The following is a 20102-nucleotide window of genomic DNA, read 5'->3' on the forward strand; positions in this document are numbered from 1 at the left end:
GCAGCCTTGTTTATAAGGATAATGCATTGTTTTGTATGTTGAATGAGAGTTTCGAATATCGTAAGCTTCTCTCGTTTCAAACCTGTGTATGTTAAATCAATCAAAATTATTCGCTTGTACATAACAAGCGGGAATTGAGTATGTGGAGTGAAACTATAGAAGATAAGGAGTAAAAGTGCTTCTTATGAATCGTCTCTAATGCCAAAGGCTGTCGCAATATTGAGAACCGGGCAAAGTGTGTGGTGTGGAGAAAGCTTGTTTCTTCATAAGCGTAAAGATGGGGGCTCAATAGATTTACTGTTATACCATTTATGGGTACTGTCATAAATGGGCTTGGGAGCTTTGAGAGATGTCTCTTTAAAACAAGCCTGTTAAATTGCAACCCAATGGCGTTCTGTTCTCGTGAGGGATGTAATCCCATTCTAGAACGCAATAAACAAAAGTGTGAGGCAATGCATAATTGCTTCTCGCGAAAGCTCTTGTGGTGATAAGAGGGTGATCTTTAATGTTAAGGAGGAACCGTTTTTTGGGGGTGGAAAGAGCATTGGGAGTAAAATTAAAGAGAGTGAAAAAAATCGCTCAGAAAATGTCAAAAAGGAGAACTAAAAAAACTGTGATGCCATCCTGTATATCTAAAAAAAATGCTTTTCAAAAATATTTTGAATATTTTATTAAAATTTTTAAAAAGCAGCGATTTGTGGTGTTGCGAGTCAGTTATGTCTATGCTAGAAACCAAGTGGTTTTTATTCTAGATTTTAAGAAGAAGATTCTTAAAATGGAGAGTGTCTGTTTCATTTTATCTGATAACTATCAGAGAGTCGCTCAAGGGAAAGAGGCGGTATTTCGTGTCGGATTCGTTTTCTCTCATACCGCTGCCGTTGGTAGATCAACGCTATGCGCAAGCGCTTTTTGATTGCGTTCAAGAAGCCGGAAACGTTGAAAAGGTTGAAAAGGCAGTAGAGGATCTTTTGCTTGTTTTGGAGCATAAGGATTTAAAACGCTTTGTGCTTAGTCCATTCTTTTCAGTCAAAGAGCAAATGAAGGTGATGCAATCTGTTTGTGCAAACATCAAATTTGCTGATAAAAACGCAGGGCAGGTTATTGGTAATTTTTTACGCGTTATTGCAGCAAACCGTAGGCTCAGTGCCGTATTTGGTATTTTACATGCTTTTCAGCGTTGTGTTGCACGCGCTCGTAGGCAGGTTACTGCGCAAATTGTTTCTGCGCGCCCTTTAAGTTCTCAACAAAGACAAGAGTTGTGTGAGGCTTTGGAAAGTGTCGTCGGGGGAAAAGTTTTGCTGCACATCATTGTGGATCCAACAATTCTTGGTGGATTAATCGTTCGTGTGGGGTCGTCTCAAATTGATACGTCCCTTCTCACAAAATTGTCTTCGCTTAAGCTTGCATTGAAAAAAGAGGTCAGCTGATGGATATTAGACCATCTGAAATTTCAAAAATTCTAAAAGAGCAAATAAAAAACTTTGACCAAAAGGCTGAGGTTTCAGAAATTGGTTGGGTTCTCTCTGTGGGAGATGGTATTGCTCGCGTTTATGGTTTGGATAATGTCCAAGCAGGGGAAATGGTCGCCTTTCCAAACGGTGTGCGTGGTATGGCACTCAATTTGGAAGTTGATAACGTTGGTGTGGTCATTTTTGGCTCAGATCGTGATATTCGTGAAGGTGATTGTGTAAAGCGGTTAGGTGCTATCGTCGATGTTCCTGTGGGCCCCGCTTTGCTTGGGCGTGTGGTTGATGCGTTGGGAAACCCTATCGATGGTAAGGGGGCCATTAAAGCAACAGAGCGTCGTCGTGTTGATGTTAAGGCTCCTGGAATTATTCCGCGTCAGTCTGTCCATGAACCGATGTCGACTGGATTGAAAGCGATTGACGCACTCATCCCTATTGGACGGGGGCAGCGTGAATTGGTGATTGGTGATCGCCAAACAGGAAAAACAGCAATTTTGCTCGATACATTTTTAAACCAAAAACCTTTTCATGAAAAAGGCGCTGGACGAGAGCAAGATAAAGTTTATTGTATTTATGTCGCTATCGGTCAAAAACGTTCGACGGTGGCGCAGTTCGTTAAAGTTTTGGAAGAACGTGGAGCACTGGAATATTCTATTATTGTGGCAGCAACCGCTTCTGATCCAGCGCCATTGCAATTTATTGCACCTCTTGCCGGATGTGCTATGGGCGAATATTTTCGTGATAATGGGCAACATGCTTTGATCGGTTATGATGACTTGTCAAAACAGGCGGTGGCTTATCGTCAAATGTCTCTTTTGTTACGTCGTCCTCCAGGTCGTGAAGCTTATCCGGGAGATGTTTTCTATCTTCATTCGCGTCTTTTAGAGCGGGCTGCAAAGTTGAATGCAGAAAATGGATCTGGGTCTTTGACAGCTTTGCCAGTCATTGAAACGCAAGCAAATGATGTTTCCGCCTATATCCCTACAAATGTGATTTCGATTACGGATGGGCAAATTTTTCTAGAGACTAATTTGTTTTATCAAGGAATTCGTCCCGCTGTAAATGTTGGTCTTTCTGTGTCGCGTGTTGGTTCTGCTGCACAAATTAAGGCGATGAAACAGGTTGCCGGCTCGATTAAAGGTGAATTGGCGCAATATCGTGAAATGGCAGCTTTTGCGCAGTTTGGCTCTGATTTGGATGCGTCAACCCAGCGTCTGTTGAATCGAGGAGCACGCTTGACTGAGCTTTTAAAGCAGCCACAATTTTCTCCACTCAAAACAGAAGAACAGGTGGTGGTTATTTTCGCGGGTGTGAATGGCTATCTTGATGCTTTGGCGGTTTCTGATGTTGCACGGTTTGAGCAGGGACTTTTGGTGCTTTTGCGGAGTGATTATCAAGATCTCTTAAAGGCAATTGCGGAGCAAAAGCAGTTAACAGATGAGCTGAAAGATAAGTTGATGACGGTTCTTAACACTTATGCGAAAAATTTCTCGTGATGAATTGATGGAACGCTTGAATGGCTTCACTAAAAGATCTTAGAGACCGTATCGCTTCGGTTAAAGCAACACAAAAGATTACCAAAGCTATGCAGATGGTTGCAGCAGCAAGGTTGCACCGTGCGCAAGAGGCAGCACAGTCTGCGCGTCCTTATGCGAAGAGGATGGCTGATATTTTAACCAGTGTTGCTGCTGATGTGGATGGTGTTGATGCGCCTGCTCTTATGCGTGGTACGGGGCGAGATGATGTGCATCTCTTGGTGGTGTGTACTGCTGAGCGCGGTTTGTGTGGTGCTTTTAATGTGCAAATCGCTCGTCGTGCACGTGAACAAATTAAAGCACTATTGGCAGTTGGTAAAATAGTGAAAATTATTACCGTGGGAAAAAAAGGTGCGGATATTTTATCGCGTGATTACAAAGGTTTGATAATTGATCACATCGATTTGCATGCTGTAAAGCGAATTGGTTTTGCAGAGGCGGTGATGATTAGTCAACGGATTGTTGATTTATTCAATGATGGCGCTTTCGATGTCTGTACGCTGTTTTATTCTGAATTTGTTTCCGTAATTAATCAGCGTCCGACAGCTTTTGGCTTGATTCCAATGATTGCTCCAAAAGCAGTTGTTGAGGCAATAGATGTTGTGGAGCAAACCGATCATAGCAAAGGTTCACAATCAATTGTTTATGAGTATGAACCTGATGCTGCTTCTCTTTTAGAGGCGCTTGTGCCACGCAATCTTTCGGTGCAAATCTTTCGGGCTTTGTTGGAAAATGTTGCTGGTGAAATGGGCGCAAAAATGACAGCTATGGACAATGCATCGCGCAATGCAGGTGAAATGATTAATAAATTGACGGTGGCTTATAATCGTCAGCGTCAGGCACAGATTACGACAGAATTGATCGAAATTATTGCGGGCGCTGAAGCGCTTTAAATGGAAAAGGTAAGGATTGATGGTAAAAGCAGTAACCTCAAGCAAAGGAACAGAAAAAGGTGAAAAAAAGAAACCAGTTGATCGTTCCGGCGTGAAAAAAGCCGCTTCGAAATCTCAAGCGGGTGTCAAGGCTTCGTCTGCATCTGCGCGTAGTGCGGCTAAAGATACGCCTGTAAAAAAAGATATATCCGCAAAAAAAGAAGAGCGTGCAAAAGGCGCTGTTGGTGAGATCAAGCAGGTTATTGGTGCTGTCGTTGATGTGCAATTTGAAGGCGCATTGCCAAATATTCTCAATGCTTTGGAAACAGAGAATTTAGGCAATCGTTTGGTGTTGGAAGTTGCTCAGCATTTGGGTGAAAATACTGTGCGTACGATTGCTATGGATACAACTGATGGTCTGATGCGGGGCCAAAAGGTTGTGGATACAGGAACGCAAATTAGCGTTCCTGTAGGAGAAGCGACATTGGGACGTATTATGAATGTGATTGGAGAGCCGGTGGATAATGTGGGACCAATTCCTGCAACTAAAACGCGTTCTATTCACCAAGAGGCGCCTGAATATGTTGAACAATCAACGGTTTCAGAAATTCTCGTCACTGGTATTAAAGTTGTGGATTTGTTAGCTCCTTATTCTAAAGGAGGTAAAATTGGCTTGTTTGGTGGTGCTGGTGTTGGAAAAACTGTTCTCATTATGGAACTTATAAACAATATTGCAAAGGCACACGGTGGTTATTCCGTATTTGCTGGTGTGGGAGAACGTACACGTGAGGGAAATGACCTTTATTATGAAATGATCGAGAGTCGCGTGAATGTGAATCCAAAAGAGAATAATGGTTCAACGGAAGGGTCAAAATGTGCGCTTGTTTACGGGCAAATGAATGAACCACCAGGAGCACGTGCGCGTGTGGCTCTTTCAGGATTGACAATTGCGGAAAGTTTCCGTGATGAAGGACAAGATGTTCTCTTCTTTGTGGATAATATTTTCCGTTTCACGCAAGCAGGAGCTGAGGTGTCTGCTCTTTTAGGGCGTATTCCTTCTGCTGTGGGGTATCAGCCAACTTTGGCAACAGATATGGGGGCGTTGCAAGAACGTATTACCAGTACAAAAACAGGCTCTATTACCTCTGTTCAAGCGATTTATGTTCCTGCAGATGACTTGACAGATCCAGCACCGGCAACGTCTTTTGCCCATTTGGATGCAACGACAGTTCTTTCACGCTCTATTGCTGAAAAGGGAATCTATCCAGCGGTTGATCCGCTTGACTCTTTCTCGCGTATGTTGGATCCATTGATTGTGGGGGAAGAGCATTACACTGTTGCTTGTCAAGTGCAAACTATTTTACAACGTTATAGGGCACTTCAGGATATTATTGCTATTCTTGGAATGGATGAACTTTCTGAAGACGACAAATTGCTGGTGGGACGGGCACGTAAAATTGAACGTTTCCTTTCGCAACCTTTCCATGTGGCGGAAGCCTTTACTGGTTCACCGGGAAAACTCGTCCCTTTAGAAGAGACAATCAAAGGTTTTAAAGGTCTTTGTGCTGGCGATTATGATGATTTGCCAGAAGCTGCTTTTTATATGGTTGGTTCGATTGATGAAGCACTTGAAAAAGGAAAGCGTCTTATGGCAGAGGCTTCTTAGTAGGAAATTTCTTATTAAGGAGAAAACTGTCATGAATATTTGTCGTTAAAAAGGACGAGTCGTTGAAAAAAACGGAAAGTCCTTATATCGGGTATTGTGGAGACTTTTGTGGAAAACAATAGAGAAGAGCATTTTTTGTTTGAGCTTGTATCGCCTGAAAAAATTGTGTTTTCAGATCAGGTCGTGTCTGTTGTTCTTCCTTCAGCCTCAGGTTCTTTAACAGTTATGGCGCATCATGCGCCATTGGTGGCAAGTATTGTGTTGGGCAGTGTTCGTGTTCGCACTTCTTTAGGTGAGAAATTATTTGCTGTATGTGGAGGTGTTGCAAATATTACCTTTTCAGGCTGCTCTTTATTGGTAGAGCATGTTGTGGCTGTAGAGCATCTTTCTTTTGATGTATTAGAACAGCAGATTTTGCAAGTTCAAGCGACGTTAAAGGGGGGAGCAAGTGATGAGGATAAACATAAAATAGAGGCTTTTTTCCAGCAATTGTCAGCTGATGGTTCTTCGTTGATAGAGGCGTAGCAAGGGTAGACAGGAAAAGGTGACATGAGCGGGAAAAAGAGTACGGTTGTGTCTGCTAAAAGAAGCGGAAAACCTTTTCCTCGTCCTGGTCGTGTTTTTGCAGGGCCTTTGCCAAAGTGCTTTGTTTATATTCTGGCTTCTCTTATTTTGCAATGGGCTTATGGTTTAGGGGCTAATATTGTTCAGTCTAACATTGTCCATCTGACCGGTGATTTTCACGCAACTTTGACCGAGACAACATGGTTGGTAGCGGCCTATATGGCGCCAAATGTAAGTATAGCGATTATGTTGATCAAAATTCGCTATCAATTTGGGTTGCGCGCTTTTGCTGAATTATCAATCCTTGGCTTCGTTTTGGTTTGTGTTTTACAGCTCTTTGTTACGGATTTGCGTTCTGCATTGATTATTCGCTTTTTCGCTGGGATTGCTGCTGCACCTTTGGCTTCGCTTGCTCTGCTTTATATGATGGAGGCTTTTGCTCCAGCAAAGAAGTTTACTATTGGTCTTAGCTTGAATTATATGAATGCTGCTTTAGCGGCACCTTTATCACGTTTGATTTCTCCTGATTTGCTGGAACATGGTGGTTTTTCCAGTCTTTCCGCGCTGGAAATGGGATTGGTTCTCATCAGCTTGGTTTGTATCTATACTTTGCCCCTAACGCCTGTTGTTCGCAGTAAGGTGATTCAAAAGTTAGATTGGATAAGCTATGGTTTGATTGCTCTTGGTCTTGGATTAAATGCCGTGATTATGTCTGTTGGCATATTGTATTGGTGGTATGAAGCACCATGGATTGGTTGGGGGCTCGCACTTGCCATTTTCTCATTGGCTATTGCTATTATTATTGAGCTTAATAGAGAAAAACCGTTGATTGATCTCCGGTGGATTTTCAGTAAGGAAATGGTCCAATCTGTTTTTATTTTATTTATCTTTCATGTTTTCTTGTTAGAGCGGTCAAATTTGCCCGTAGGCTTTTTTAATCTTTTTGGTTTGCTTAATCGTGAGATGGCGCCCATGTATCTTGCTGTGGTACTAGGTATTTTGTTAGGGGGAGCTGTTTGCGTCTTTTTTTTACGAGCGGGGCGTGAGGATTATTTTTATTTGTTATCTTTGGGTTGTTTGGCGCTGGGAGCTTATTTAGATAGTCGTGTAAACCATTTAACGCGTCCGCAAGATATGATGTTGAGCCAAGGATTGGTGAGTTTTAGTTATGCACTGTTTTTGCCGCCTGCTCTTTTCAAAGGGTTTGTGCTCGCTGGTGAGAGAGGTCCGCGTTACGTTTTAAGCTTTATTGCTGTTTTTTTGTTAACGCAAGTGACAGGGGGATTGATGGGGTCGGCTTTTTTTGGCAGCTTACAGTTTTATTTTGCCCATAAGAACTTTGAGTCTTTAACACAAAATATTGTTGTTACTGATCCACTTATTTCTGGTGAGATGAATACTTTGTTTTCGCCTTCTTATGGTGTTTCTGTTTCCAATGGCTTGGGGAGTGAGCAGGGTACTTCTATGTTGATAGAAAAATTTAAGTTAACAGCAAATATTTTTGCTTATGATGACGTTTTTAGGCTTTATTTTTATATTTCAATGATTGCATTCGTTATTTTTCTTGTCACAATGATTGTTAAGTCATGCTCTTTGCGAGCATTAGAAAAGTAGAGTAATATCATAGAAAGAGGGGTGCAAAAAATGATAAAAGCATTACGATCAAAAGCTACAATTATTGCATTCCTATCAGGTATTACGGGTGTTTTACTGATTTTATGGGCTTGGAGACTTCCTCCTTTTGTGAGTCACATCCAAATAACGGATAATGCTTCCATTAAGGGCAATGTTACGCTGGTTAGTTCACAGATCTCTGGGGTGATCGCACGGATTTATGTGCAAGATTATCAACGCGTTGAAAAGGGAATGTTGCTCTTTGAGCTCGATGATTCTCTTTTTCGTCAGCAGCTTGCACGGGCACAGGCTATTCTCGATTCAAAAAATGCAAAACTAGCAAGTATTGAATTGCAAGCACAGCTTTTGCAGGGCGAAATTAATGCTGCAGAAGTTGAACTGGCGCGTTCACGAGCATTCTCCAATGTTATCCCCGAAAGTAAAAAGTTAGGTTTTGGTGATACGGAAAGTTCTGTTTCTCGTCCTTTTTCACAACTCTTGACGGCATTGGAAACAAAACGACAATTGCAAAAACAATTAAATCTTGAACGGCAAAGTTTACAGTCAGAAATTGCGGGAGCAAAGGTGAGTGTTGAGTTAGCAAAACTTAATCTTGATCATACAAAGATTTTATCTCCTCGAACAGGCTATATTGGATTAGTTGGAGCGCGGGTAGGGCAATATGTTATGCCCGGTACGCAATTGGTCTCTGTTATTTCTGATGATATTTGGATTATTGCTAACTATAAGGAAACACAGCTTTCTCAGATGCGTGTGGGACAACCAGTTGTTTTTTCTGTTGATGCATTGAACAACAAAAAGTTAACAGGGCGTGTGGTTCGTTTTGCACCTGCTACAGGCTCAGAGTTTTCATTGTTAAAAACAGATACAACTATTGGTAATTTTATTAAAATTGCGCAACGTATTTCAGTACGGATTGCTTTAGATCCTGGGCAGGAAGGAATTGAAAAGCTCATCCCTGGGATGTCCGTGGTTACGTATGTAGATACTTCGCAACGGGTCGATTCTGGAGGATAAAATTTTGGGTTTTTTCAGTTTAATTTTTATGCCACTTTTTTATAGCAAGTGGGTATTCACGTTGGAAGATTTTGTTTGGTTTGTTATGATACATCTTTTAAAGCTCTTAAAGTTCTTATTTGTTATGCTGTAAAATAATGCTTTTTAAAACATTAAAGCGCATGCATTTTTAATCGTTTCTATTTCTTTTGAAATAACCCAGTAGTAGAGGGATGGAATATTGAAAGCTGTGCCTGTAGTTTCTAGCAACATTGTCTTTTGAGTGGGGTGATACGAACCACATGGGTGGACAGCGGGAGAGTCTGCGAGATAAAAAGTTGGATTATCCTGTTATGCCGTAAAACAGCGTTGTTTAGAGCGGTGATATAAGGCATGACAAGCTTTACATATTAAGAGTTTTTTAGATATTGTGATCAGTATTTAATGCAGGGCTTGTCTATCGCGCCTATAAAGTGAACCGCGTAAATGGTCAGCAGGTGAAGTTTGCCGAGAGATGCTGGACTGTTGACAGTCCAGTGACTGGTAGGAATCTCCATCCTTTGAGGTGTGGGGAGGGGGGCAAAGACGGATGAGGCGGATGAAAAACTTATCCTTTTGGGGGGGAAGGTTTCAAGTTAGGAAGAGGGCATAAGGTGTGGTGTTTTGTAAACGATAAAAATGCCCGCTTTGAGTCCGGGCATTAAAAGGGGAAGTTGTTGCTTGTGTTGTTAATTTTTACGGATCAGTAAGAAGCTTACTAAAACGACTCCTGCTGCTAATGCGAGGGTTTTTTTAGGATTTTCTTTCGCTTTTTTCTTTAATTCTGTAGCATGTTCATTGAGGTGATAAAGTGCGTGACGGCCTTTTTGTTTCCATGTGTTAAACAGCTCAGAAATGTTTTCAAAGCTATCATTTTGAGAACTCCAATGATTTACGGGAACCAGCTCTCTTTTTAATTGTGCTATACGTTTTTTAATTTTAGCATTTTTTCTATGGGGTGAAAATAGACACATTTATTGACTCCTTCATATGTTAAATTGTTGCATGATCGTTGGAATTGTGTTTGGGGTCTTGCTATAACGGCTTGAAAATTAAAAGGTTGCATTGATTATGTGGCTTGTGGATGAAATGAAAACTAAGAGTTTTGGTTTAATGAGGCATTTCTTAATGGGCTCGGATTCATTTCATGATGGCGTTTGTTAAGGATATAAGGTAAAATTTTTGCACAATGGTGTAAGATTCTTGAGCACTACTATCTTATGTTTCTAAAGGTGTAAGCGGGTATTTTCATTTTTTTGCTTGTTTAAAGTGTTGGGATCGCTTTTATCCCTTGAAACGGTTTATAAAGAATCTTTATTCCTTATTTATAGTTTGCATCTCCATGTTCGCTTGTGGTGTCAGGGGAGTGGGGGTGATTGATTCAATTAAGAAAATTTAAAACGAAAGAATCTTATAATATTCGCGTTTACCATTCAAATTTTTAAAAAGATAAATTATTATAAATTAACATGTTGGCTTAATTGTATAATATATTGATTTATAATGACAATTTAGCTTTGCTCAATTTGAGTTAGACTTCCGAATATCGTAAAATTCTCTCATTTTGAATCTGTTTTATGTTGAATTAATCAAAATCATTCTCTTGTATATCACAAGCAGGATGAGTGTATGGTGTGAAATTATACAAGAAAGGAGTAAAAATACCTCTTATGAATCGCTTTAAGAGCCAAGGGCTGTCGCAACATTAGGCGGTGTCTTTCATGAATATTTTAAAATTGCGCTTTGATAAGCGTTATCTAGTGTGTTGTAAAATACTGTTCTGCGATGATGTTGATGTAGAGTATAAACATGCAACTTAAAATACACTATTATCTCTGTTTGATTTCAGTTTCTTTTTGGAGCAACCAAGTGTAAAAGTATAAACTTGAACAGGAATTGTGAAACGGATCTGGTGTGTTTATAGAATGAAGAGTCCCTATGGGTTGATTTGCTTCAGTGATTAGCAGGTGAAATCTTTTGAGAGCAATCTGTTAAGATTGGTGGGTGGTATAATTTTCGTCCTTTGAGGCGCGAAGGAAGTCGATATAAACGATGATTGATAGCGCAGGTTTTAAAAATTTGAGGACTTGATGAGTACGACCTATCCTTTATCTAAACCACTTGAGCGTCGTCGGTCTGTTGGTGTTGCTGTTGGTGATGTGATCGTTGGGGGGGAGAGCCCGATTGTTGTCCAGTCAATGACCAATACAGATACAGCGGATGTTGATGCAACTGTTGCGCAGGTTTCTGCTCTTTGGCAAGCTGGGTCTCAATTGGTTCGGGTTACTGTTGATCGCGATGAAGCAGCAGCTGCTGTCCCAAAAATACGGGAGCGATTGGAGAGGTTAGGTTTTTTTATCCCATTGGTGGGGGATTTTCATTATATTGGTCATAAGCTTTTATCAGAGCATCCTGCGTGTGCTGAGGCGCTTGCAAAATATCGCATCAATCCTGGAAATGTTGGCTTTGGTGCAAAAAAAGATCGCCAATTTGCGGAAATTATAGAGATTGCTTGTCGGTATCATAAACCTATTCGCATTGGTGTGAATTGGGGTTCTCTTGATAATGCGTTGTTAACACGACTTATGGATGAAAATGCACAGCAAGAAAAACCCTTATCTGTGGCTGAAGTGATGCGGGAAACTGTTGTTCAGTCGGCTTTGCTTTCGGCTGCTTTAGCAGAAGAGTTAGGATTGGGACGTGATAAAATTATTCTTTCTGCTAAAGTGAGTGATGTCCAAGATCTTATTGCTGTCTATATTGCCCTGGCAGAGCGTTGTGATTATGCACTCCATTTGGGTTTGACAGAAGCAGGGATGGGAACAAAGGGGGTTGTGGCGTCTTCGGTGGCTTTGGGCATTTTATTACAGCAAGGGATTGGTGATACGATACGAATTTCATTAACCCCTGATCCTGGTGGTGATCGAACACGAGAAGTCAAAGTTGCACAAGAACTTTTGCAAGTAATGGGGTTTCGACAATTTTTGCCTGTTGTTGCTGCTTGTCCTGGATGTGGTCGCACGACCTCGACAGTATTTCAGCAATTGGCACAAAAAATTGAAGCGGATTTACACAAAAATATGCCCGTTTGGCGTGAAAAATATCCTGGGGTTGAAAGTTTGAAGGTGGCTGTGATGGGATGTATCGTCAATGGACCGGGAGAATCAAAACATGCGGATATTGGAATCTCTTTGCCTGGAGTGGGGGAAAGTCCAGCGGCTCCTGTTTTTATTGAGGGACAAAAGGTAAAAACTTTGCGGGGTGATTACATTGCTGAAGAATTTGAAGCGCTTTTGAGTGATTATATTCATACACGCTTTGGACAGGGTTGAAATAAATTCTTGAAGTTTATTTCTTCAAAACATTATCAATGATAGTTTTTGCATTTTTTCTTTATTCAAGGTTTTGCTTTTGCTTGTAAATCAATATTCAGTCCTCATCGTGATTGCATGTTGGAATAAGATGATCGTTCATAAATTGCGGCTCTTCTTCACTGTTGTCAAGCATGTTTCCTTGATAACACTGTCTTCTAACAGATCCAATAGCAAACTAAACGTGACATTATCTCAAACAATTTTATGAATTTCCATGAAAAGCTGGATCGTGCTGTTAGAATTTTTCCCAATTAATAGGGTAATTTGAGTTCCTTTCAAATTTTAGTGTTTAATTTTTTTACAAAAGCTTTATTGCTTGAAGATTGTGGGGGCCTGCACTTGTTTTTTCAAATACTTCAATATCTCAAAAAAGCTTTGTATTGCTATAACAGCCTTCTATGCAAGTTCATAAAAGTACAAAAAATCATAAACTGTGCAGATGGTTGGAGATACTTATCTTCGAAAAATAAAAATCCGTTTCGAACAAATATTATAGATTTGAGACACTATAAAAAATATGGCTTGAGCAATTTTGTAATTGAATAAACTATCCCAAATTATTAATTGGCATAATTTAATATAAATGCCAAATTAAAATAAAGAGAGGTTATTCTTCCGAATATTATTTTAAACAAGGGGGTTAAAATAATATAAAGTTGTACTAGGAACGAAGATCAAGTCTTATTCTTCTACATCTGCTAAAGTAAAATCTTTGATTTGCGATTCTGTATTATCATAATTAAAAATATTGGAAGGGGGGTATGACCCCTTCTATTTACGGTTGGGGCTAATATTTATTTACAAAATGAAGAGGCGCTATTATTGGCTCGCGATATGAGAGAAAGTAGAGTCAATTTGAATGTCCTTGGTTTAGGAAAGAGATCTCCATATATTGGTCGCGAAGAAATGATAAGAACAGCGATAGTTTCTTTGTTTTGCGCTTATAAGAAAAGTATCGTTATTTCTGGTCCTGCTGGATGTGGAAAGACTTCTTTTGTGCGTGAGTTAGCTTTTAGGCTTAATCAGTTTTAAGCCTATGTTGAATGGATATGTCATACTAGAGGTTAATTTAGGAAGCGTGATATCTGATACAGGATTACGGGGGGAGTTTGAACGAAAAATCGGAACTTTAATAGAAACCGTATCTCCATATGAGAATGTCGCTCTGTTTATTGATGAAGAGCATTCAATCGCTAATACCAGAAGTGATGGAGGTATTGGTGCTATGGGTTTATTCAAACCTTTTATGCTGGAACAGAATTTAAAGCTCATTATAGCGATCACTTCTGCAGAATTAGCACATATTCAAGGGGGGGCGGCGTTTTTTCGTAGATTTCATCATATAAGCTTGGGTGAGCTCTCAATAGATGAAAAAATGAATGCTATAAGGCTACATATAAAATATCTTGAAGAGTATCATGGGCGTAAATTTTGTTTCAATAATTTTAATTTTGATAACACAAGAGATTTGCACGATTTGTTGAGTTATGTAGATCTTCAGCTTGCTAGGGGGAGATTTGAAAATGAATTTGCTATATAAAAACAAGTATGTTTATTCGTATACCATATCAGCGAGGCAAGAAGGTGATGAGGTTTTGATAGCGGCGGATCTACAAATGTTATAGCTCTTGATATGAGTGGTACGTCACCGAATGTTATAAAAGCTTTGGCGTGTTTTGATGCAGAGAATACCATAGGTGATATAATATTGAAATGTAACCTAGATACTGCAGAAAGCGAAGATTTTTTGTATTTAGCAAAATATATGCTTGATAATAGAATAATAGAACCCCCCTTTTCAAAGGAGGATTCTATTAGAAAAGCTGGGCTTAGTGAGAGCGAGTATAATAGATTTGATAGGCAAATTAACTTATTCAAGCATGTATCAGGTAATTTTGACAATGCCCTTTTAGCTAACTCCAAATTGAAAGATGCTAAGATAACTATAGTTGGTTTGGGTGGATGTGGAAGCTACGTTTTTTATACATTATCTGCTATGGGGGCAGGACATATTAAAAGCTATGATTTTGATATTGTTGAAGAATCAAATTTATCTAGACAGATACTCTATAATTATAGTGACTTAGGTAAAAAAAAGGTTGATGTTGCTAGAGATAAAGCTCCATATATTAGTCCTTCGACTCAATATGAGTTCTATGATGAAAAAATAGATAATATAGAAAAGGCATGCCGTCTATTCGAAAGAGCTGATCTTGTTATATGCGCAGCAGATAATCCAAGGCCAGCTTTTTTCCATTTAATGAACGAAGCTGCTTTTAATATGGGTGGCGCGCTGTTATATGCTGCTTCGGCCACGGTAAATGCTATTGTTGGCCCGTTGATTATTCCAGGTAAAACAAGATGTTATGCATGTGTGAATCAGAATCATATGAAGGATATCCATGAGTTTGAGTTTGTTAAGACTATTAAGCAAAACTATATGAATACTTTGATAGATCCGTATAATGCGGTTGCTGGTTCTTTGGCTGCTCTTGAGGCAGTAAAATATTTAACGGATTTTGACAAATGTCAAATTATAGAAAAAACATTATTTATTAATTTTTCCAGCTATAAAATTGATAGGACTGAAGATCCTTATAGCGGTTATTGCCCTATTTGTCGTGAAATATAAGCTTTTTATATTGATATAAAATGATGTATATGGTGCCTTTTTGGGTGTTATTGGGGGAATGCATGACCAGTATATTAGCATTTGGCTTTTTATTTAACGGTATAAGAATTTTAACAGGCGCCTTTATTGTCTTTTATATGCTTGAAAAAGGCTTAACACTTATTGATATTGGGATCATTAAGTCATTTCAGGCTTTTATTATGATGGTTACCGATATTCCTCTGGGATATTTTGCTGATCGAAAAAGTTATAAAATATCGATTGTTTTGGCAGCGGCTTTTGCTGCTACATGGCTATGTCTCATGGGATTTTCTACAAGCTTTTATGGATTTCTTTTGGCAGAATCTTTTAATGCTTTATCGCTGACATTGATTGCTGGCGCCTATAATGCTTTACTTGTTCAATATGCAAAAGCAAAATTGACATCGACTAAAAAAGTGCTGGGAGCGAGCTCTCAATATAATTACATCGGCATGTTTATATTCAGTTTAATTGGCGCATATTTTGCTGATTATTCTAGCCAATATATATGGTATATCGCGGCGTTTTTAATGTTGATGACAGCACTCTTTGGTTTGTTTTTTCTTGATGACTTGAAGGGAGAGAAAAAACCAAATAAAGCGAATTCTCTCATTTATGATGCTAAAGAGATGTTGTCTATTTTTATTAAAGTTCCTTATATCTCTTTATGCTTTTATTTTTCATTGATCTTTTTCAATATATTCTCGCAGTATTGGCAGTGGATATTTAAAGATCATCATATTAATGTCACTTATTTTGATCTTGGTGTGACATTTTCATTGATATTGCTTTCTCAGCTCTTGGCTAGTTTTCTCTTTACAAAACTAAGTGAAAGAATGAATTTTATTTTATTGCTGTTTCTTTCAGTTTCCATGATTTTTACAGTCGCTTTTTTTGAACCAAGAAAAGAAATTGCTGTCATTTTAGTCTGTATGACTTTTTATCTCATTAGGTACACCTATCTTCGTGTAGAAGTGGTCTTGCATGATAATATTAGCGATCATTTCAGGGCTACGTATGAATCTTTTTTGTCAACCGTTGGGAGGTTTAGCTTATTGGTATTTTTTTACATGAGTGCGTATATGGTCAATATATTTGGCTTTTTCTCGCTTGTTTATATTTTTTCTGTTTATTTATTGATTTACTTGTTGGCAGTATTTTTTTTAGAAGGAAATCTCAAAAAAGCTCAGTAAGGATATTTACTTATCATTATCACGCATGTTTCATCGGGTATTATAGTGGATCAAGGCTTTGATTTATAAGTCTTATCATTGTTTTTGCATGTTGAATGAGAAAGCTGAATATTGTCCGTTCTTCTTATTGCAAATCTATGTATATTAATCAAAATCATGTTTCTTGTACATTATAAGTGGGCGTAGTGTAAAAATCATAAAAAAGAAGTAAAAAGGCTTTTCATGAATATTCTTGAACGCTAGGAGTTGTTGGCAAGATGAGAAGCAGATAAAGAACATGATTGTGCCGGATTATACGCTTATTTACGCTTGTTAAGGAATGGTGATAGTACATAAACAAATTTCCTATTTTCGCTTGTCTTTTTTGGAAATGTCTTGCTAGGCAGTGTTTAATAAGCGGGAGGACAATTCTAGTCTGTCCTCATAAGAATTCCCTCATGATCGTTTTGATACTCTGATGATCGGATTTTAGTGTTGGTATAGTGAACGGATTTTACCATTGCTTCTTTTAAAATACACGTCATCTTATTGAGATGTTTTCTTACATCTTGCATTCTTATTTGGGGTATTTTCTCTTTGGTTGCAGAGTGAACTCTGCATGTTCTGACGTTAGAAAATACTTCCAGATAGTAAAGAAAACCTATTTGTACGGATTTTGAATGGTATCTTCTTCTTTGAGAGATCATAAAACTAAGCACAATAATACCATTAAGTATAATTTGATATAAACAAAAATAAATAAACACATATTGATGAAATCTGTTAAGTCCTGCAAATTACAGTCATTAAAAGGTAAAGCGATGAAATCGTTATCTATAACGCCTATTATAACATTTATAACTCTTTTTTCTGTATTTGTATTGTTGGGATGTACGCGCGTGGATAGTCTAGAACAGTACGATAGACTTTACGAAAAATATATCAGTAAAAATTACGGCGCTTTTGAACATTTTCAAAAGCAAGAACAAGCAAGAAACTTCATCTATAGCCGTGGCTATCAGAATATAGCGCCAAAATTTGATATTATATGGCATCGTCACATACTGATTGTTTTATGTGGACGCTTTGTTAATTTATTGCGTGGTGATTATAATGAGGAGATGTCATGGGCAATGTTACCCAATGTCATAAGCAGTTTGCGTTATGATTATAATTGGAGAGAAAGCGATTTTATTTGGGCCTATAATATGTCTATGAATTCTACTGACCCTATGATTGATTACGCGAAAAAATTTCTTAATTCTTCAAGCGGAAATGGCATCAGTTCTACAACACAAATGATTGACCTCGTGTCTAGTATGAACGCTGGTTATAGTGAAAATACTAGAAAAATAGCACGTTTTTGCAGAGAGCTCCACACGATATATAACATGATGCAATCAAGAGAAATTTATAAATGATATTGAATGGGCAAAACTTTCTCGAAGGATATTAAATGGCTATAATAGTCTTAATAATCGCGGCATTTTCTTATCCATGTTGCATATTTGTTCATTATGGCTTCAAAAGGTGGACATATTTTCCAGCTTTGGCAACAGGCATAGGTTCATTTACAATGATGCTTTTCATCTTAATAAGAAAATTGCACTTAAAGGAGGAAATTTGCACTTGGGTTGAAAAAACTACTTATCATAAATTAGATTGCTCTATTATATATAATAGTAAGGACTTTTTTTATCTTTCTGTTGCAATGGTCATGCTCTGTTTAATCTTATCAATTCTTTTTTTATGTGATGAATTGAATAAACGAGATAAAGAGCGTGATGAATTAAAGTTGCACAGTAATCACGATGATTATTATTAAATTGAAGTTATTACACATTTTTGTAAAAATATCTCTGCTTTTCGAAGAAGCGCACCGACGCTATCATTCACTTTTCTAGCCCCTCAATATTGCGGTAAGCTCTTGGTTCTTGAGACAATTCAGAAGAGGTATTTTTTTAGTTCCTTTTTTTAATATTTTTTATCCACGCGGATTTCCCCGTTTGTGATGTGCAAAAAGATGATTTTGATTGATTCAACATACACAGATTTGAAATGAGGGAATTTTATGGTATTTAGGGTTCTAATTCAGTATGAATAACGATAGATTATTTGTAGCTGCCTTGCGAAGGAAAAGAGATGTCGGTCATAATACTGCTTTGCTCTTTCGTGTTATTGAAACTGATGACTTTATTTACCCTGTTATGCTGTAAAAACACTGTTATTTGAAGTGTGCTGAAGGTAGCCTGCTTGATACATTAAGTATTTTTTTTAAAGTGCGTAGTGAATATATCGATTCTTTAGTTTAAGTGAATCACATGCGTGGAAAGTTAGGTGGGATCTACTCGACAAGAATCCAGACTGTTTACAGGGCAAATTGGGGTAAGAAGCTTTGTTCTTTGGGCGATATGAAAGCCGAAATAGCGATTATATTCATTTTTTCTGAAATACAGACTTCAAAAAAATGATACCTGAACCTAAACAACGAGCATTTTTGTAAAAGTGTTTTTAAAGAGCAAGCAATACACGAGTGAATTTACAAAATGTAGCCATATTTGATCTTTTACGACAAGATAGCGTAAAAAGGCATAAAAATGACGACTCTATACGGAGAGGGCAGTGTACTTCTACGGTTGGCAATGAACAACAGATGATTTTGATAAGGCTACAAAGCCAATCGGCATTTTTATTGTCTTTTGCGGGTTTATAAAATGCCCTGTTTTATATTTATTCTGTTTATTTTTTACCTTATTGTCAGAAGATAAAGATATAAAAGAAAAAACCAGTTTCTTTCTTTACGGTTGTTTTTTATTCGGCTTTAAAGCATCCATGGCGATATCTTTTAAAGCGTGGATATTACGCATTGCTTTACCGTTTTTGTTTCTTTCATTCTTTGATGAGGGGGGCGTTTTTCAAGCACAATAGGATGCCTAGAATGTATTTGTGTTATCAATTCACGCGCGCTTGTTTTAATGAAACACCTCTCAATATTTGGCACATCCATTTCATGATAGGAGCTATAATGCAGACCTACGATATTGAAGTCTCTTTGAAAAATCTATTATGCACTCAACAAAGATGAAGGTGTACACTATGTACAATAGGGCGGGTGAAGTTTAATTTTTGCGTGTTGCACTAAAGCGGGCGACTTGTTGGAGCGGTTTTGCTTTGGTGCCAAAAGGATGTAAAAGTGCTTCTGCTTTTGTAATCAGTTCATCGCGTTTTTTTTGTGTTTCTTTAATGCCATAAAGGCGAATAAAAGTAGCTTTATGTGCCGTTTCATCTTTCCCAGCGGTTTTGCCTAGAACTTCACTGCTGGCGGTGACATCAAGAAGGTCATCGGTTAATTGAAATGCTAAACCAAGGTATGTTCCAAAAGCAGCAAGTTTTTCTGTCAATTCTTTCGAAGCATTGCCGATAATGGCTCCTGCTTGGCAAGCAAAGCTTATCAAGGCTGCTGTTTTCATGTGTTGTAGAGTGATGATGTCAGTACTTTCTTGCGGTCTTTTTTCAGCTTCAAGGTCCAGCATTTGGCCACCTAACATACCACCAAAGCCTGCCGATTGTGCAAGAGACGTGATCAGCTTGATTCTAATATCTGTAGATAGATTACTAGCTTTATGGGCAATGATTTCAAAGGCAAATGTCAAAAGGGCGTTGCCTGCGAGAATTGCTGTTGCTTCATCAAATGCTATGTGAACGGTGGGTTTGCCGCGCCGAAGTGTATCGTTATCCATAGCAGGAAGATCATCGTGAATGAGCGAATAACAATGAATACATTCTAAGGCACATGCAACATCAAGAGAATGTTCTACAGGGACATCAAAAAGTGCAGCACTTTGAATTACAAGAAAAGGACGCAAGCGTTTTCCACCGTTCAGCACACCATAGCGCATGGCTTTGATTAAGTTTTTAGGGCGTGAAATTTCACCCTTTTGGATTTGATCACTTAACAGGGTATCAAGCCGCTTTTCAACGGTGTGTCCATGTTTTGCAAGAAGGGTGGTAAATTCGTGCATTCTTGCTTCCTTTGTTTTTACAAAAATGAAATTATAAAGTTTAAAGAAAGAACCTGTTGCTTTTTCTCGTTTTCATAAATTTGCATAGGTTTTTATTAAAAAATCAAT

At 38.4% G+C, this 20102-nt stretch carries 18 protein-coding genes; 16 read left to right on the forward strand and 2 right to left on the reverse strand.

The features are described from left to right. Positions 1-526 precede the first annotated feature (526 nt). The 8 genes from ACFIMQ_RS01430 (at position 527) to ACFIMQ_RS01465 (ending at position 8755) form a co-directional block, all read left to right on the forward strand. Entirely contained in the window at positions 527-913 is a 387-nt protein-coding gene (locus ACFIMQ_RS01430) for a hypothetical protein (RefSeq protein ID WP_375703244.1), read from the forward strand. Beyond that, positions 846-1427, forward strand: a complete 582-nt coding sequence (atpH, locus tag ACFIMQ_RS01435; RefSeq protein ID WP_375615787.1) for an ATP synthase F1 subunit delta — start codon at positions 846-848, stop codon at positions 1425-1427. Before ACFIMQ_RS01430 ends, atpH begins: the two co-directional genes overlap by 68 nt. Next, entirely contained in the window at positions 1427-2962 is a 1536-nt protein-coding gene (gene atpA / locus ACFIMQ_RS01440) for a F0F1 ATP synthase subunit alpha (RefSeq protein ID WP_375615788.1), read from the forward strand. The genes atpH and atpA overlap by 1 nt, the downstream gene beginning before the upstream one ends. 20 nt (positions 2963-2982) lie before the next feature. After that, positions 2983-3894 (forward strand): F0F1 ATP synthase subunit gamma, encoded by a 912-nt coding sequence (locus ACFIMQ_RS01445; RefSeq protein WP_375615789.1) that lies wholly within the window; start codon positions 2983-2985, stop codon positions 3892-3894. A 19-nt stretch (positions 3895-3913) separates the two neighbouring features. Then, positions 3914-5539, forward strand: coding sequence for a F0F1 ATP synthase subunit beta (gene atpD / locus ACFIMQ_RS01450; protein ID WP_375615790.1), 1626 nt, complete (start codon positions 3914-3916; stop codon positions 5537-5539). Between the two features lie 108 nt (positions 5540-5647). After that, positions 5648-6064 carry an ATP synthase F1 subunit epsilon gene (gene atpC / locus ACFIMQ_RS01455; RefSeq protein ID WP_375606580.1) on the forward strand — a complete coding sequence of 139 codons (417 nt, stop codon included), beginning with the start codon at positions 5648-5650 and terminating at the stop codon, positions 6062-6064. A 24-nt stretch (positions 6065-6088) separates the two neighbouring features. Next, complete coding sequence (locus ACFIMQ_RS01460) at positions 6089-7717, forward strand: MFS transporter (protein ID WP_375703245.1); 1629 nt, start codon at positions 6089-6091, stop codon at positions 7715-7717. A 30-nt stretch (positions 7718-7747) separates the two neighbouring features. Next, the gene (locus ACFIMQ_RS01465) at positions 7748-8755 is read left to right on the forward strand and encodes an HlyD family secretion protein (RefSeq protein WP_375615791.1); all 1008 of its coding nucleotides are present in this window, start codon (positions 7748-7750) and stop codon (positions 8753-8755) included. Between the two features lie 707 nt (positions 8756-9462). Here the strand turns inward: ACFIMQ_RS01465 and ACFIMQ_RS01470 are convergent. Further along, positions 9463-9747 carry a hypothetical protein gene (locus tag ACFIMQ_RS01470; protein ID WP_375703246.1) on the reverse strand — a complete coding sequence of 95 codons (285 nt, stop codon included), beginning with the start codon at positions 9745-9747 and terminating at the stop codon, positions 9463-9465. Positions 9748-10863: 1116 nt separating this feature from the next. Here ACFIMQ_RS01470 and ispG point away from each other — a divergent pair. The 8 genes from ispG (at position 10864) to ACFIMQ_RS01510 (ending at position 18685) form a co-directional block, all read left to right on the forward strand. Continuing rightward, positions 10864-12105: a flavodoxin-dependent (E)-4-hydroxy-3-methylbut-2-enyl-diphosphate synthase gene (ispG, locus tag ACFIMQ_RS01475; protein ID WP_375703247.1), complete on the forward strand. Its 1242-nt coding sequence runs from the start codon at positions 10864-10866 to the stop codon at positions 12103-12105. A gap of 864 nt (positions 12106-12969) precedes the next feature. Then, positions 12970-13179 carry an ATP-binding protein gene (locus ACFIMQ_RS01480; protein WP_375615794.1) on the forward strand — a complete coding sequence of 70 codons (210 nt, stop codon included), beginning with the start codon at positions 12970-12972 and terminating at the stop codon, positions 13177-13179. Between the two features lie 46 nt (positions 13180-13225). Further along, entirely contained in the window at positions 13226-13687 is a 462-nt protein-coding gene (locus ACFIMQ_RS01485; protein WP_375703248.1) for a hypothetical protein, read from the forward strand. 93 nt (positions 13688-13780) lie between these two features. Continuing rightward, entirely contained in the window at positions 13781-14779 is a 999-nt protein-coding gene (locus tag ACFIMQ_RS01490; RefSeq protein WP_375703249.1) for a ThiF family adenylyltransferase, read from the forward strand. Between the two features lie 62 nt (positions 14780-14841). Next, positions 14842-15993, forward strand: coding sequence for an MFS transporter (locus ACFIMQ_RS01495; RefSeq protein WP_375703250.1), 1152 nt, complete (start codon positions 14842-14844; stop codon positions 15991-15993). Between the two features lie 800 nt (positions 15994-16793). Next, positions 16794-17393: a hypothetical protein gene (locus ACFIMQ_RS01500; RefSeq protein ID WP_375615798.1), complete on the forward strand. Its 600-nt coding sequence runs from the start codon at positions 16794-16796 to the stop codon at positions 17391-17393. Positions 17394-17428: 35 nt separating this feature from the next. Beyond that, a complete protein-coding gene (locus ACFIMQ_RS01505; protein WP_375615799.1) occupies positions 17429-17797 on the forward strand; it encodes a hypothetical protein in 369 nt (122 codons plus the stop codon). 708 nt (positions 17798-18505) lie between these two features. Beyond that, the gene (locus tag ACFIMQ_RS01510; RefSeq protein WP_375615800.1) at positions 18506-18685 is read left to right on the forward strand and encodes a hypothetical protein; all 180 of its coding nucleotides are present in this window, start codon (positions 18506-18508) and stop codon (positions 18683-18685) included. A gap of 406 nt (positions 18686-19091) precedes the next feature. Here the strand turns inward: ACFIMQ_RS01510 and ACFIMQ_RS01515 are convergent, their stop codons facing one another. Beyond that, a complete protein-coding gene (locus tag ACFIMQ_RS01515; RefSeq protein WP_375615801.1) occupies positions 19092-19994 on the reverse strand; it encodes a polyprenyl synthetase family protein in 903 nt (300 codons plus the stop codon). Positions 19995-20102: the final 108 nt, after the last annotated feature.

The sequence above is a fragment of the Bartonella sp. AD13SXNS genome, from assembly GCF_042196465.1.
Lineage (GTDB): Bacteria > Pseudomonadota > Alphaproteobacteria > Rhizobiales > Rhizobiaceae > Bartonella.

What these genes read in the sequence shown, in the direction of transcription:
- ACFIMQ_RS01515 (WP_375615801.1), bottom strand. Translation starts at nt 19,994, where the DNA reads ATGCACGAATTTACCACCCTTCTTGCAAAACATGGACACACCGTTGAA.
- ispG (WP_375703247.1), top strand. Translation starts at nt 10,864, where the DNA reads ATGAGTACGACCTATCCTTTATCTAAACCACTTGAGCGTCGTCGGTCT.
- ACFIMQ_RS01505 (WP_375615799.1), top strand. Translation starts at nt 17,429, where the DNA reads ATGGCTATAATAGTCTTAATAATCGCGGCATTTTCTTATCCATGTTGC.
- ACFIMQ_RS01495 (WP_375703250.1), top strand. Translation starts at nt 14,842, where the DNA reads ATGACCAGTATATTAGCATTTGGCTTTTTATTTAACGGTATAAGAATT.
- atpD (WP_375615790.1), top strand. Translation starts at nt 3,914, where the DNA reads ATGGTAAAAGCAGTAACCTCAAGCAAAGGAACAGAAAAAGGTGAAAAA.
- ACFIMQ_RS01470 (WP_375703246.1), bottom strand. Translation starts at nt 9,747, where the DNA reads ATGTGTCTATTTTCACCCCATAGAAAAAATGCTAAAATTAAAAAACGT.
- ACFIMQ_RS01460 (WP_375703245.1), top strand. Translation starts at nt 6,089, where the DNA reads ATGAGCGGGAAAAAGAGTACGGTTGTGTCTGCTAAAAGAAGCGGAAAA.
- ACFIMQ_RS01490 (WP_375703249.1), top strand. Translation starts at nt 13,781, where the DNA reads ATGAGTGGTACGTCACCGAATGTTATAAAAGCTTTGGCGTGTTTTGAT.
- ACFIMQ_RS01465 (WP_375615791.1), top strand. Translation starts at nt 7,748, where the DNA reads ATGATAAAAGCATTACGATCAAAAGCTACAATTATTGCATTCCTATCA.
- atpA (WP_375615788.1), top strand. Translation starts at nt 1,427, where the DNA reads ATGGATATTAGACCATCTGAAATTTCAAAAATTCTAAAAGAGCAAATA.
- ACFIMQ_RS01445 (WP_375615789.1), top strand. Translation starts at nt 2,983, where the DNA reads ATGGCTTCACTAAAAGATCTTAGAGACCGTATCGCTTCGGTTAAAGCA.
- ACFIMQ_RS01500 (WP_375615798.1), top strand. Translation starts at nt 16,794, where the DNA reads ATGAAATCGTTATCTATAACGCCTATTATAACATTTATAACTCTTTTT.